Here is a 14,008-nt window from a genome sequence, read left to right as displayed (position 1 = left end):
CAGTGAATCTTGATATGGTCAAGAATTTTCCTTTTGAATTTTGGCTGGGTTGTTGATTTTATAAGCTACCGGGTGCTTCGTCAGCTTCTTGGCAACTATTTTGGCCTCAAAAGTAATCGTATCCCCAATGGCGAGCTCAAGCTTTTTAAGTGTCGCGCTGTGACTCGACCAGGCTTCTCCGATTTCGGTCTCCGGATCCAGAATCGCAACCGCCTCATAGATAATTACTTCATCGTCCCGATCGGCAAAATGATTCGGCACTGTCGTGAAATCCTGGACTGTAGCCGTCATTTTCACTTTACCTTCAGGAAGTTCAATCTTCGACTTCTTCGCTTTCTTTACTTTTTCCTTAGGCGCATCATCGGGGTCCGAGATATCAACGATAGGCGGTTCGACCGCCTCAGGAGACTTGACAGCAGATTCATCCTTTACTGCCTCCGTATTCTGAGCTGCTGCAGTCATTACCGCTTCAGCACTCTCCGAGGTCTCCTCCACCTGTAGTTCGTTATTTTCCAGTTCAGGAGAAGTTAATGGCTCTTCAGTCTCCAGCACTGCATTTTGAGGATCAGCAGCGCCCGCCTCATCCGCAACCGACTTCTGTCCATAGCCCGCCGCCTGCATCTCCTTCAAGTAAGAAGGATGAATGCAGTGCAATTGCTTATTTTCCAATTCAATAACTGCGGTAATTTTATCCACCATTCCAACGATACTGCAGGGAAGATTCTTGCCGTATCCCTTGTAATAGAATGCCTTTGTCTTCGTGGCTTTGCCGGATACTAGCCCCCATTCCTTGCATTGCTCCAGCTGCGCCGTCTCGTCCTCGAAGGCGATATAGCTTAGCGGCTCGATCACAAATTCATATCCCATTGATTCTCCACCTTTCATCATATAAGTGATTATATTATTTATTTCTTAACCATTCACAAGTTAGTGATACAAGACGGCAGGAATAACTTCCGGTCACCCCGTACCTGCACCTATCTATTAATAAGCTTCACGTCGTATTTCTTGCTCAGATCCAATGCCATCCGCCATTCACCCAGACCGTAATCAACGTTCCTAGCAGGACTGCCGCATTCGCTGCGAAAAACATCAAGCCGACCGCACGTGGAATATCTTCCCCATTAAGCTCACGGGTCTTCTCTCCCATATGAGCACGGAACGATACAACTCCATGATATGAATTCTCTCCGCCAAGCTGAATGCCGAGCGCCCCGGCAACCGAAGCTTCCGGGTAGCCGCTGTTTGGACTGGGATGCTTCGGAGCATCGCACCGTACAGCGCGTACAGCTCCCTTCACATCAAGCCTCATCATCCAAGCCCCAAGGAACAGCAGCAAGGCTGTTATACGCGCCGGAATATAATTCGCGACATCGTCCAGCCGGGCCGAGGCCCAACCCAGGTCGATATATTTGTCGTTCTTGTAGCCGACCATCGAATCCAGCGTATTCACGGCCCGGTATGCGATCGCCAGCGGAGCGCCGCCGAGCAGGGCGAAGAACAGTGGCGACACGATCGCATCGACGATGTTCTCGGCGACCGTCTCGACGGCGCCGCGGGCGATCCCTGGCTCGTCGAGGTGGCCCGTGTCGCGGCCGACGATCATGCCAAGCGATCGTCTGGCTGCCGGGAGGTCGCCCTTGCGCAGCTGGGCGCACACCTCCATCCCGGCGTCCCGCAAGCCCTTGGAAGCGATCGTCGTCCAGATGACGATCGCCTCCGCGGCTGCGGACAGCCACGGGCTCACCTGGGCCAGCAAATACAGCACGGCCCAGGTGAGAGCGAAGCTGCCGCCAACAACGGTCAGCGGCAGCAGCAGCCCCGCCGCCCGGTAGTGGCGGGGCCTACACCGGCGGCGCAGCAGCGCCTCGACTGCGGCGATCGCCTTCCCCATCCCGATGACCGGGTGGGGAAGCCATCTTGGATCGCCGAGCAGCCGGTCGAGGGCATACGCCGCCGGCAGCACCCACCACGCCGCCATCATCGGCGCTCACCCGCTGCGGCGCGCAGCGATTCGCTCACGGCGGCGTACACCAGGCGGCTTACCGTGCCGCCCAGGTCGGTCGCGGTCCCGGCATAGGCATGCTGCAGCGGCCAAACGGCCCGCTGACTGGCGCCGATCACGACCGCGTCCGTCGTGGTGCCGGTGGCCGCAAGTCCATTCTCGGCGTCAAGCACGCCGAGGTCCTGCAGCGCTGCGGTCTTGGCCTCCGTCGCCGTGATGACGGCGTTCACCAGCGCTGCATCCGTCATCCTGCCGTCTACCGCCAGCAGGATGTTGATCGTCCCCGGCGTCCAAAGCGCCGGGAACGTCGTTCGCTGAACTCCCGCCCGTGCGGAGTTCGAAGCCCCCGCCGTTGCGCAGCAGAACACAGCGTAATCATTGGTGCGCTCCTCGGCAACCGCCGCGTAACGCAGCCTCACCGCCGTCAGCAACCCAGCGGTTTCCTGCTCCGGTATATCCCACTCCTGCAGCAATTGCCGAATATCATTCTCCGGCTCATCACAGCGATAATGCTTGTCCACATATATATTGACGACTTGGCGAAGCTTGCGCATACCGCCTCCGTAGACAGCACTGCTGACTCCATGGAGCGAAGTCGGAGGTGTAAGCAACAAATGGCGCTCCTTCCGCAGCAGCTTCAGCCCCGGCCAAGCCTTCGATTCATAGAGCCCCTGCTCGGCTCCATCTATAAATGGCAATGTCATCTTGTCTTGCCTCCCAGCACAGCGCTCAATTCCGTGAGCAGTCTCCGGCTCTCATGTTCTCCTTTGACGGCTATCCGGATATCGCGCTCACCAAGTCCTGCGTACATCGCACAGCTACGAACCAGCACTCCGCGCTTTCCAAGATCAGTTTGAACCTCAGCTGCTGTCCAGCCTTCAGGTAGACGGACAAGCATGAAGTTCGCCTCTCCTGGCCACGTTTCACAGCCAAGCTCTTGCAAGGCAGCATGCAGCAGCTCACGTTGCTCCATAATGATGGCGATGGTCGCCTGCTCATAGGCCTCGTCCGCCTGCAGACACACCTCTCCGGCGGCCAGAGCCAGCGAATTGACGCTCCAGGTTACCTGCTTACCACGCATCCTAGCTGCAAGCTCCGGTGAAGCGATCGCAAAGCCGAGTCTTAGCCCAGGAATCGCATAAAATTTCGTCATCGAACGGATGAGTACAAGTTGGCCATACTTTGTCAGCTCTGGGAGTAGCGACTGTCTCTGCTGTTCGGGTATGAAGTCGACAAAAGCTTCGTCGACAATCAAATAAGTACCGCTCCGCTCGGCAATCTCCGCAAATCTGCGTAGTTCATCAAGCGGATACTGCACTCCGTTCGGATTGTTGGGTTGTCCCAGAAATACAAGATCCGTCTCGATAATCAAGCGTTCAACGTCCTGTGGCTCCGCCCGAAAGGCTCTCTTCGCTGACCCGAACACTGAGCTGACCTGTGCGCCGAACTGTTCAGCCAGTGTCCGATACTCTGAGAAGCATGGCTCAATGATGCCCACCTTCGTTGGAGATAGAGCTAACAGAGCTAGTGCCATATTCTCCGCAGCGCCATTACCGATCACAAGACAGCCCGGTTCCACGGCATAACGCCGGCTTAACAAGGATACCAAGCGACGATGGCCGGGATCCGGGTACTTTACAATTTCCGGTAGAACCTCCTGCAATTTATCCAGTAAGCCGGGCGGCGGACCAAGCGGATTAATATTGGCGCTCAAATCCATCATCTGCTCCGGGGCAATTCCATAACGTTCTGCGGCGGTCTGTAAATCTCCGCCATGTCCGTACACTTCCAGCAACATATTGCTACTCTCTTCCTCTCTTTCAGAAAGGTTCAACAGGTTTGAACTGCTCTCAGGTATGATTATACCATTATGAAGATATGCTCTGACTCTCGTCAATCGTCAGCCCTAAAATAATTGCTGCTGTTTTCACACTTATTCACTTCTAGACACAACACGCTTTATCACGTTTGACATACGGCAGGATGTCGTAACTCCTTCAGCCAACGGGTCGACGAAGGATTACATGCATTTTTCATGAATAAATGACGACGATACTTTGGTTTGACTTGTAATTGGTTTACAATAGAAGTGAATATACAAAGAATACATCTCATAGGCAATGGAGGCTGAAGCATATGCTGTTTATTGATAATCAAGGAATTAACGATCCATCGATTAACCTCGCTATTGAAGAATATACATTAAGGCATCTTCCACTTGAAGACGACAGTTATTTGTTGTTCTATATCAATGCCCCATCAATCATCATCGGCAAGCATCAGAATACGATCGAAGAGATCAATCAGGAATACTGCAAAGAGAACGGAGTTCAAGTCGTTCGCCGTCTATCGGGAGGCGGTGCAGTCTATCATGATCTCGGCAACCTTAACTTCAGCTTCATTACGAAGGATGATGGTGATTCATTCCACAATTTCCGCAAATTCACACAGCCGGTTGTTGAAGCTCTGAAATCAATGGGCGTTAATGCCGAACTGTCGGGACGCAACGATCTTCAGGTCGGTGAGCAGAAAATATCTGGCAATGCCCAATTCTCCACACGCGGACGCATGTTCAGCCACGGCACACTGATGTTCAACTCCAATCTGGATAATGTCCAAGCCTCCTTGAAGGCCAATCCGGAGAAATTCAAATCCAAGAGTACCAAATCGGTGCGCAGCCGTGTTGCCAATATTAGCGACTTTATGGAACACAAAATGACGATTGAGGAATTCCGTGCGGAATTGCTGCGTCATATTTTCGGAATGGAAGCAGATCAAGTGCCACAATACAAATTGACTGAAGCCGATTGGGCAAAAATCAATGAAATCTCACAGCAGCGCTATAAGAATTGGGACTGGAACTACGGTCTGTCCCCAGCCAGCAATGTAAAGCATGCCAAGAAGTTCCCTGCAGGAATTATTGACCTGCGTATGGACATCGAAGAGGGCCATATTCGCAACATTAAAATCTACGGCGACTTCTTCGGCGTCGGAGATGTCGTAGATATTGAGGACAAGCTTAGAGGCCTCCGCTATGAAGAAGGCGCGGTCCGTGAAGCACTTGCAGATATCGATGTAAAATATTATTTCGGCAACATCGACAAGGATGAATTTATCGGCCTGGTGTTCCTGGAAGAATAGTACCTGGAAAATATATTAATATGTATGCATCTGCCCGGACACGATGAGCTTTCTTCAAGCTTTCTTGTCCGGGCTTTTATTTTCAACACGCATCAATGCAACTCATCAACTAAAATCTACACCCATGCTCCTCTGCATTTAACTCTCAAACCTTAAGCTTTCTCCATCCAATTTGCCGAACCGTGGCTTATCTACATTTCCTTTATAGCTATCTATTGGCCCTATCAAGATTCAATAGACTCTCATATGATGCATTATCTTAACTAAAAGAGGTGAGCTATTATATGGGCTGCAAAACACAAGAATCGCTGCACGACAGGGCGCAGCGGCTCTTGAATCAAGAAGCTCTTATCGTATTAGGAGATGACCGCGAGCTCGAGGGCGTTATTTTGTTTATGTCCAGCAGTTGTCTTGTACTCCGCGTTTGCAGCGACGAAGTGCATCTCCGCGTAAAGATTCCATTCTGCAAAATCCGTGAGATTTCCCCTGGTGGTGGTGAATAATTAACGGATGTAGCAACGTTCCAAAACTGTGGATTCCTCCCTTTGCCACAAGGATTGTTGACGCCGCCGTCAACTTCGCTCTGACATAGAAACAAGACTGTCCTCGCCCTGACGAACTAGGGTCCAGGACAGCCTACATATTTCTTTTTTCTTGGATTGGAATTGAATTATATAGTCTGAAAGGTACAATAGAGGTAGGCAAGCTATCGATAGATAAAGAAACCATCAAAGGAGAGGGACCATGTACAAGCTGATTGCCATCGACATCGACGATACTCTAATCAACGACAGCAAGGAAGTCACCCCGGCCACACAGCAGGCGCTGGAGCAAGCGATCGCCAAGGGGGTCATCGTTACGCTGGCCACCGGACGTGCCTACGCCTCGGCACAGGCGATTGCCCGCCAGATAGGAATGAATGTACCGATCATAACCTATCAGGGATCCCTAGTTAAAAACCTTCTCGATGAGAAAGTGCTGTATGAACGCTATGTGCCTATGGAAGCGGTCCGCAAGGTGTTCGATTACTGCATGCTGCATCATTTGCACTTGCAGACCTATATTAACGATAAGCTCTTCGCCCGGGAAGAGAATCAGAAGCTGATCGACTACACTACGCTGAACCGGACGGAGTATTATATTGAACCTGATGTCGCCAAATTGGCTGCTCACCCAACACCGAAGCTGCTCATCATTGATGATCCCGACTATTTAGATGAAATCGCTCCTCAGCTTCGTGAGCTGCTTGGCGAGGATGTGCATATTACAAAATCGAAGCCGAATTTCCTTGAAATTATGCATCGCGAAGGTACGAAAGGCCATGCCCTGAAGTTCTTGGCTGCTCATTTTGGCTGCGATATGTCGCAGACGATTGCGATTGGTGATTCCTGGAATGACCATGAAATGCTGGAGGCCGCCGGTCTTGGTGTAGCGATGGGCAACGCGATTCCAGCCCTGAAGAAGCTCGCTGATTATGTAACGCTTAGCAATAATGAAGATGGAGTTAAAGCAGCCATCGACAAGTTCGTACTACAACCGGAGTAATGCTAAGGATCCTTTGACCAGACCCGAAGGTTAGTTGCTAGCTAAAAGAGCCTCAGTTCCACTTCTTCGTGGATTTGAGGCTCTTTTCTCTTTCCCGGTTAATCCTGCCCTAGCGGTACTCTCATTCCTGTCCTGGCAAAGGACACGCCCTTAGGCAGAGAATAATCATTGCGCTGATCGATATCATGAGACATATGAGTAAAGATCGTACGCTTCGGTTTGATTTCTTGCAGTAGATCAAGTGCTTCTGTTACATCATAGACAGAACGCGTAGAGAATTCGGCCAGTTCTTTGTAGAAGCTTACTCCAAGGATCAATAGATCAAGCCCTTGGAGCGGCGTTCTCTGCTCCGGTGGAAGATCGATGGAATCCGAACAATAAGCCCAAGCATATCCGGGCTTATCGAACCGATAGGCATAGGAATAACCGTTCTTGCCGTGATTTACCTTCCACCTATATATCTTCCATCCGTCTATTACGATTCCTTCATCTAAGAAATGTATGTCGAGATTCCGTTCCAGCCAAGGATATTGGCGGAGAATGATGTCCACAACTTCACGGGGAGCGTACATTTGCCCTCTTCTCTCCAGCCAGCGGCAGGCATCGGCCCATTCCGGCAATCCTCCGATATGGTCGAAGTGAGCGTGCGTAATCAGTATTCGCTTTATAAATCTTTGGCCGCGCCGCTCCATGCCGGCCCGGAAATCCGGACCGCAATCGATCATAAATTGCTCTCCTTGCCCGCATCCTACGACCACCGCAGAACGGTATCTCCGGTTCTCACCGCCATTCCTCGCTTCAGTGCATACCTCACAATCGCAGTATAGTCTTGGCACCCCCATCGCATCACCTGTACCAAGGAACACTAGTTGATCCATCTACGATGTTCTCCTCTCAAGAATTTAGCCATTTGCTTACATCTATTAAAAATCTCTCACTGATTCAGTTGCGTCCTCTAAACGACTAAGCGCGAAATGACCCGTCGAACATTTCGTAAACTGGTTTGACATCTCTTCATTTTGCAAGTTTATGCTCCTTCTCTTATATCTCTCGTTTTATCAGAAACAACGATTTTTGAAAACCCCTTTAATTAATTTTTGAAGTTCAATCCTAACCTGAATCTCGTTTGTACCACCATAACCATTTAACCGGAACAATCGACAAGACGATGGTCTGATTCGGTAACTCCTATTATTTGTTCATGCGCCCATTCAAAAGTTTAATACATAAATCATTAGTGCACATAAAGTAAAAAGGCTCAAGGGAGGCTATTCAACTCAAGGATGGGAGCCTGTGACCCAAAGGTTTCTTCTAGTGATATAAAATTTCATTATCGATGAATGCATAAAGGGCCTGCGGCTCTGGCAGGCCCTTTATACTGCTCTTGTTTCGAACGTATTTCTCTTATCGAGTCTTCCACATATCGATTTGACATATCGATTTCACATACTTACGAGCCATGACCTTTACTTACGCCTCTATATGGTCCTGACTAATATAAAGAGTTGTCAATGTAAAATGCGATAACTTTTTTTTGGAACTTCGTAAACAAAATTCTTCTCATCTGAAGACTAACAAGAGAGTTCAAACCGTGGCTCTATTTTCCTTTTATTGTCTACGTATATGTTATCTATATAACGATATCTTTCAATTTCTTCGCAGGTATTAGTGTACTATCCTCATCAGTCATTTCTGCACCTTTTTGTACTTTAATAAACTCAATATCGGTTATTGCTTTAATATAGTGTTTAGTATCCGCTGATATTTGGAGAACATCTCCGGGTTCAACTCGACTAACATTCCCATTCGATGTAACCTCACCCATACCAGAAACAACTATCCATATCTCACTAAGTTTCTGATGAATCTGACAATTTAGATACCTTCCAGCAAGAATGCAAATCCGCCTAGTTAACACTTCATATTCCTTGAATTTTTTATAATCTACCACGCGGCTCCATCCCCAACTCCGTTCTTCATACATTTGCCTTTGTTCAACATCTTTCAATAGCTCTTTGATTCTAGGACTCTCCGTTTTGTCTGCAACTAATATACCATCAGGGCTAGCAGCTACAACAACATTTGACAACCCAACAATAGTAACCGGAATGTCTAATTCGTTTATAAGGTGAGTATTAGTAGAGTCTTCGCTTATGATCCCTTTACCAATAGCATAAGCGTTCATTTCCTCAGTAAGTGAATCCCATGTACCCAGTTCCTTCCACTCCCCGATGTAAGGAACTACTACAATTTTATTGGACTTCTCAACAACTTCAAAATCAAAGCTAATATTCGGCAACTTGTCATATTGCATCAATAATTCTTCGAAATGAACCGGATAACCCTTCATCTCTAGCATTGAAATCAGAAAATCGAGTTTAAAAGCGAATACTCCGCAATTCCAAAGAGCATCCTGTTCAATTAATATTTCAGCTTGATCTTGAGTTGGTTTTTCTTTAAAACATTTTACTTGCCTATACATGCTGTCTAGTGAGGATTCAACGAATTCAGGAATAATATAACCATACTTTTCTGAAGGAAAGGTTGGCTGGACGCCGACTAATACCAGCTCAGCTTCAGACTCAAGTATAACCTTTTCCAAATCTTTGAGCCGTTCAAAAAAGTTATCCTCTACATACGAATCGACTGGTAAGATACAAATAACTTCATTAAGGGGAATATCAGCAACAGAATACAAATAAGTTGCGGCCAAAGCGATAGCTGGAAAAGTATCTCTTCGCATTGGCTCCACAATAACTGGAATGTCATGACCTAGTTGACTATAAATGATATCAATTTGAAACTTACTCGTTGCAACAAATGAAAAATCTGCTAGTCCCACTGCATCTAACTGCCCCCATACTCTTTGCACCATGGACTCAAATTCATCAGAATGCTTACATTGCAGGACTTTTAGAAATTGTTTAGAACGCGCGTCATTTGAAAGTGGCCATAAACGTTTACCTGAACCTCCTGATAATAGGACAAGTTTCATGGGTTTGCACATCCTTAATTCGCATATATTATCGATTAATTCGGATTTTTTTAATTTTACCAGGCCCACCAACTAAAGGTTTTAAAATGAAACTTTCAATCGGAAATTAATCAATAATTATCAGGTGATTTTCGGCTATACAAAACTTGTAACTCCAGTACTAAACCATCCCTATGTTGTTATATTCTTCATGTGAATTTTTATATTCTTTGTCTGCTCCAGGTAGTAGCTTTAACAGTTGATTAAATATCTCATAAGAAACACTATATCGTCCAGTTTGAGTTATCCCACCACTACCACCAGTCGTAATCAAATTATTCTTGAAAATATTCTCTCTTAGAAATTCTGTCTGCTCCAAAGTATATTGAGGGTGATATACTATACCTCCTTTAATACCTGATTCAGCTAATATTTCGAAAGATTCTTCCTGTAAATTATTTATGTTAGTACTGTGGCTAAGAAATGCGATACCACCACTACCATGAATAAGATGAATAAGATCATTAATATCATTATAGAAAAATCTATAGTGATCTTTTGATAATTCTAATAGTGAACAAATCTTATAATAGCCTAAAATTTTAATGTTTTGATCTTGAACTTTAGTGTTATACTCTAATCCGATAAGTGTAAATTTTGAAAAGCCTTTTTTCTGATCAAAAATTATAATATTATCTAAGTAATTCATAAAAACATCATTGCTAAAAATATGTGCAAGAGCCTTTACTGTTGTTCCATTTTGTAGATGTTCCATCTTAGCACTAAAACCATCAAAATTTAATGGGAAAACATTTTTCGCGTACAAATCTGCATACAAATTGTATTTATTAATGTCGAGATCGGGAAAAAACATCCTAAACTGTAGGTCGAATTCATTACCAACTTCTGAAGAATGGATAATATTTTCCATGACATCAATGGCATACATTTTTCTAATATTTTTTTTAAGAATTCTTAATTTTTCTACAGCATTTTCTCCTTGTAATAATACAGCGGTTAATGGTCCTCTAGTCATATAAGATCTATATTTTCGATCATTATATATATGAATAAAAGTATCTGAAACTTGACTTAAGCTTAATTTAAAAGTATTCCGATGGACTTCAGTAAGCCCTCCATGCTCTTTTAAATATGATAGAATTATATTAATTAATTCTTTTTCATTCCCATCTGGTTTCACTAATAGCAATGTATATTCAGTTATGTCCTTAATGTCCATAATATCCAATTTTCACCTCCACGCTCGAAGTAATATTATTACCAGAGGGTAATAGCGACATTAAATATTCCACTCTTTTACTCCAGGTATGTTGTGTATACAATACTTCTCTTCCCTTATTTATTATTTCTTTTTGTTTTTCGGGATTTTTCAACAACTTTGATATGATATCTTTAGTATTTTTATTTCCTTCTGTGTACAAGACACCACATCCCTCTGGAAACATTTCCATCATTACAGGGTGAATATCCGAAATTAATACGACACCAGTTGATATTGTATGAAATATTCGATTAGTCACTAATCCAAACTTATTTATATACTTTTCATTGTGAATACTGATAACAATTCTTGCTGAACGATATATCTCGATCATTTCATCAAATGTTGCGCTGCCTTTGTAATATGGATGATAGGCAGAAAACATTTGATCATTCCAGCCAGTCCCATATATATGTAGATTATTGTCTTTAGCCGGTAATAGATACTTATCATATTGCTCAAGACTTCTCATTCTCGTATTTCCAATAAAAACAACATCACATATATAACGTTCGTTTGGGGTACCAGGAGTGAACTTCTCTTCATCTACAGCAAGAGGAAAATAATATACATTATTAAATCTCTCCGAAGTTGTTTTGCTATTAGTAATAACTAAATCAAATGAGGAGAAGCTTGGTTGAGCCTGATCAATAATTTCATCACTATAATATTGCTGAAAAAAAAGTACATTGATGGCGTCTTTTACTTTAAAGGTAGGATAATCAAAGTGGATGACAATGTCGAACTTCACTTTATTCAAAGAATCCTCTAAATACTTCAATATGTTTGGAGTGACAATTTCGACAAATGTGTCAGGTCGTTTTTCAAAAGCAGCTTTTAATCCTAGCGCATCAATTTCTTCTCCCCATATCATTCCATGAAGATATGAATTATAAGCCATATCAGGTAAAGCAAGAGCTATATTCAAGAACTCGCCTCCAATAATTCGTATTTTCCACCAATATTTTCGTTATCTCCCAAAAAATGCTCTAGAGAAAAATCAATTCATCTCAAATTTATACCGTAGCGTCCATGATAGTCTCATATGGTTGTTTTGAATGAGGTCCAATAAATAATTTGTATGAGAGGTTCAAAGTATGTATATATTCGGGAATTCCCCATAAATGTTTGCTTTGATGATATAGACAGATTGAAAGGATTGGAGAATGATTTAAAATTGTTTTTCGGGCTCCTAGTATAGCGTTATATTCGGCACCTTAACTATAATCTTATTTCTATTTATATTTTCTCCTGCCAAAAGGGATTTACTTAGATTCAAATATGGTTCTTATAATATATAACAACTACTCCATTTTGCATTCGATAATAATTGCACTTAACTTTTGAATTGTTGAGGCTTCTTCCATAATTAACTTTTCGTCAGGAAAAATAATTTCAAATTTATCCTCAATTTTTGTTACTAAATTTATAAAAGCTAATGAATCCATACCAAGCATTCGGAAATCAGTATCAATATCTACTTCATGAATTGGTACAGTTAGTGGAACTAGAGCAACTATCATTTCTCTTAACTCTGTCTCGTACTTAGTCATTTTATCACCAAGATCCTTTCATTATTTATTGATATATTTAGGTCTGACAGTTTTTCCTGAAGCATTTTTTTCAATGTGCTCAACAACATTTATTTCATCTGGTAAGAGGTGTAAGGGTAATGTATTTGAACATATCGACATTATTTCGCGTTGATCCAACTGCACATTTTCTGATAGAACAACGTTAATTCCAATACGCATCCCTTCCTTTTTTCTAATCCCATAAGCAATAATGTCTCTGATCTCCCAATTTTTTAATAATACTTGTTCAATTTCCCTAGGGTATATATTCATTCCCCCTTTAATTATCATCTCATCTGCTCTAGATTTTATAAAAATTAATCCGTCATTATTTCTGCAAGCAATATCTTTGGTCCATAACCAGCCATCTCTAATAGAGTCATCGCTTGAATCTTCATAATAACCTTTCATAACATTAGGGCCTTTTACCAATAAATTCCCATCAATATTTGGGCCTAATGTATTCCCACTATTATCAACTATTCTTACTTCAACAGATGATAATGGTAGCCCTACAGATTCCGGGTATTTATCAAATAAATCTGGAGATAAAAAGCTCACTCTTGGAGCTGCTTCAGTTAAACCATAAACATGATAAATTATAGTACTTTGAAAAACACTTCTAATTCCCTTTGCTACCTCACCGGATAAACACTCACCACTTATGGAAATCACCCTTATTTGCAGCCTTTTTGACATTCTCTTAATAAAAAGAACTAAATGATGAAGTAATGTGGGGGTACCACCAAATACAGTTATTTCCTGATTCTCAAGTTCTTTAATTATTAACAACGGATTATATTTCTGATCCAGAAAGTGTATATTCACCCCTTTTAGCAACGATACAAGTAGTTCACCAGTGAATACTCCACTATGATATAAGGGTCTTGCAATCAATATTTTATCTTTGGAATTAATATTGAAATATCCGGAAATATCATTAACATTTGCAATCAATCCCTTTTCTGTAATCATAGTTCCCTTGGGATAACCTGTAGTACCCGAAGTAAACATAATCAATGCTATATCTATAAGTGACACTTCAACCTTGATATGACATGTTACTCCAGTCATCTCTCCACGAGTAATAGAGAAAATCGGAAAGTCCGAGGCTGGAATTAATTCATCACAAATAATATCGTTGTCTGTAATAAATATATCTGGGCAAGACTTGGCAATAATTTTTTTGCTATGATTAATACCATAATTTTTTGAAAGTATAATTGGGACACAGCCCGCTCTCCAACAAGACAGAACCGCCAACATAGTGTTAAATTCCCGATCACATAATATTGCGCATTTTGATCTTGTAGGAATTGTCTCTTTAAGTTTCTTACCCATATTATCAACTATCTCATAAACATCTTTATAACTTTTTGAGACAACGCTATCAGAGATCATCGAACTTGAATTAACTTTCAAATAGTTACATATAAATGTCCACATTGTATTTGTTCTATCCTTCATAATTATTTTCCGGAATAATT

General features: G+C 43.2%; 13 protein-coding genes. 3 read left to right on the top strand and 10 right to left on the bottom strand.

The window, feature by feature from the left end:
* Positions 1-18: 18 nt before the first annotated feature.
* From ABD014_RS06575 to cobD, 4 genes are all read right to left on the bottom strand, one after another.
* Positions 19-867: a hypothetical protein gene (locus ABD014_RS06575; protein ID WP_343858974.1), complete on the bottom strand. Its 849-nt coding sequence runs from the start codon at positions 865-867 to the stop codon at positions 19-21.
* A 145-nt stretch (positions 868-1,012) separates the two neighbouring features.
* Positions 1,013-1,981 carry an adenosylcobinamide-phosphate synthase CbiB gene (cbiB, locus tag ABD014_RS06570; protein ID WP_343859707.1) on the bottom strand — a complete coding sequence of 323 codons (969 nt, stop codon included), beginning with the start codon at positions 1,979-1,981 and terminating at the stop codon, positions 1,013-1,015.
* Positions 1,981-2,709 carry an adenosylcobinamide amidohydrolase gene (locus ABD014_RS06565; RefSeq protein WP_343858971.1) on the bottom strand — a complete coding sequence of 243 codons (729 nt, stop codon included), beginning with the start codon at positions 2,707-2,709 and terminating at the stop codon, positions 1,981-1,983. Before ABD014_RS06565 ends, cbiB begins: the two co-directional genes overlap by 1 nt.
* Positions 2,706-3,803 carry a threonine-phosphate decarboxylase CobD gene (gene cobD / locus ABD014_RS06560; protein ID WP_343858969.1) on the bottom strand — a complete coding sequence of 366 codons (1,098 nt, stop codon included), beginning with the start codon at positions 3,801-3,803 and terminating at the stop codon, positions 2,706-2,708. Before cobD ends, ABD014_RS06565 begins: the two co-directional genes overlap by 4 nt.
* Before the next feature lie 338 nt (positions 3,804-4,141).
* Between cobD and lplA the strand changes: the two genes are divergently transcribed.
* The 3 genes from lplA to ABD014_RS06545 all read left to right on the top strand — a co-directional run bounded on the left by lplA (position 4,142) and on the right by ABD014_RS06545 (position 6,691).
* Positions 4,142-5,146 carry a lipoate--protein ligase gene (gene lplA, locus ABD014_RS06555; protein WP_343858966.1) on the top strand — a complete coding sequence of 335 codons (1,005 nt, stop codon included), beginning with the start codon at positions 4,142-4,144 and terminating at the stop codon, positions 5,144-5,146.
* 284 nt (positions 5,147-5,430) lie between these two features.
* A complete protein-coding gene (locus tag ABD014_RS06550) occupies positions 5,431-5,649 on the top strand; it encodes a hypothetical protein (protein WP_343858962.1) in 219 nt (72 codons plus the stop codon).
* A 241-nt stretch (positions 5,650-5,890) separates the two neighbouring features.
* Complete coding sequence (locus ABD014_RS06545) at positions 5,891-6,691, top strand: Cof-type HAD-IIB family hydrolase (protein ID WP_343858960.1); 801 nt, start codon at positions 5,891-5,893, stop codon at positions 6,689-6,691.
* Positions 6,692-6,789: 98 nt separating this feature from the next.
* Here ABD014_RS06545 and ABD014_RS06540 read toward each other — a convergent pair whose 3' ends face one another.
* From ABD014_RS06540 to ABD014_RS06515, 6 genes are all read right to left on the bottom strand, one after another.
* Positions 6,790-7,569: an MBL fold metallo-hydrolase gene (locus ABD014_RS06540; protein ID WP_343858958.1), complete on the bottom strand. Its 780-nt coding sequence runs from the start codon at positions 7,567-7,569 to the stop codon at positions 6,790-6,792.
* A 752-nt stretch (positions 7,570-8,321) separates the two neighbouring features.
* Complete coding sequence (locus ABD014_RS06535) at positions 8,322-9,686, bottom strand: sugar phosphate nucleotidyltransferase (protein ID WP_343858956.1); 1,365 nt, start codon at positions 9,684-9,686, stop codon at positions 8,322-8,324.
* A gap of 160 nt (positions 9,687-9,846) precedes the next feature.
* Positions 9,847-10,905 carry a nucleoside-diphosphate kinase gene (locus ABD014_RS06530; protein ID WP_343859705.1) on the bottom strand — a complete coding sequence of 353 codons (1,059 nt, stop codon included), beginning with the start codon at positions 10,903-10,905 and terminating at the stop codon, positions 9,847-9,849.
* Positions 10,895-11,875 (bottom strand): glycosyltransferase family protein, encoded by a 981-nt coding sequence (locus tag ABD014_RS06525; RefSeq protein WP_343858953.1) that lies wholly within the window; start codon positions 11,873-11,875, stop codon positions 10,895-10,897. The genes ABD014_RS06530 and ABD014_RS06525 overlap by 11 nt, the downstream gene beginning before the upstream one ends.
* 376 nt (positions 11,876-12,251) lie before the next feature.
* Positions 12,252-12,500 carry an acyl carrier protein gene (locus tag ABD014_RS06520; RefSeq protein ID WP_343858951.1) on the bottom strand — a complete coding sequence of 83 codons (249 nt, stop codon included), beginning with the start codon at positions 12,498-12,500 and terminating at the stop codon, positions 12,252-12,254.
* A gap of 21 nt (positions 12,501-12,521) precedes the next feature.
* A complete protein-coding gene (locus ABD014_RS06515) occupies positions 12,522-13,988 on the bottom strand; it encodes a class I adenylate-forming enzyme family protein (protein WP_343858949.1) in 1,467 nt (488 codons plus the stop codon).
* Positions 13,989-14,008: the final 20 nt, after the last annotated feature.

Source organism: Paenibacillus motobuensis (assembly GCF_039521865.1).
In the GTDB taxonomy this organism is placed as follows: domain Bacteria; phylum Bacillota; class Bacilli; order Paenibacillales; family Paenibacillaceae; genus Fontibacillus; species Fontibacillus motobuensis.
This window is presented reverse-complemented; position numbering and strand designations above follow the sequence as displayed.

Bases quoted from the DNA above. Each gene is read 5' to 3' on its own strand.
- ABD014_RS06530 (WP_343859705.1), bottom strand. From the start codon at position 10,905: ATGGACATTAAGGACATAACTGAATATACATTGCTATTAGTGAAACCA.
- ABD014_RS06545 (WP_343858960.1), top strand. From the start codon at position 5,891: ATGTACAAGCTGATTGCCATCGACATCGACGATACTCTAATCAACGAC.
- ABD014_RS06535 (WP_343858956.1), bottom strand. From the start codon at position 9,686: ATGAAACTTGTCCTATTATCAGGAGGTTCAGGTAAACGTTTATGGCCA.
- ABD014_RS06575 (WP_343858974.1), bottom strand. From the start codon at position 867: ATGGGATATGAATTTGTGATCGAGCCGCTAAGCTATATCGCCTTCGAG.
- ABD014_RS06520 (WP_343858951.1), bottom strand. From the start codon at position 12,500: ATGACTAAGTACGAGACAGAGTTAAGAGAAATGATAGTTGCTCTAGTT.
- lplA (WP_343858966.1), top strand. From the start codon at position 4,142: ATGCTGTTTATTGATAATCAAGGAATTAACGATCCATCGATTAACCTC.
- ABD014_RS06515 (WP_343858949.1), bottom strand. From the start codon at position 13,988: ATGAAGGATAGAACAAATACAATGTGGACATTTATATGTAACTATTTG.
- cobD (WP_343858969.1), bottom strand. From the start codon at position 3,803: ATGTTGCTGGAAGTGTACGGACATGGCGGAGATTTACAGACCGCCGCA.
- ABD014_RS06550 (WP_343858962.1), top strand. From the start codon at position 5,431: ATGGGCTGCAAAACACAAGAATCGCTGCACGACAGGGCGCAGCGGCTC.
- cbiB (WP_343859707.1), bottom strand. From the start codon at position 1,981: ATGGCGGCGTGGTGGGTGCTGCCGGCGGCGTATGCCCTCGACCGGCTG.
- ABD014_RS06540 (WP_343858958.1), bottom strand. From the start codon at position 7,569: ATGGATCAACTAGTGTTCCTTGGTACAGGTGATGCGATGGGGGTGCCA.
- ABD014_RS06565 (WP_343858971.1), bottom strand. From the start codon at position 2,709: ATGACATTGCCATTTATAGATGGAGCCGAGCAGGGGCTCTATGAATCG.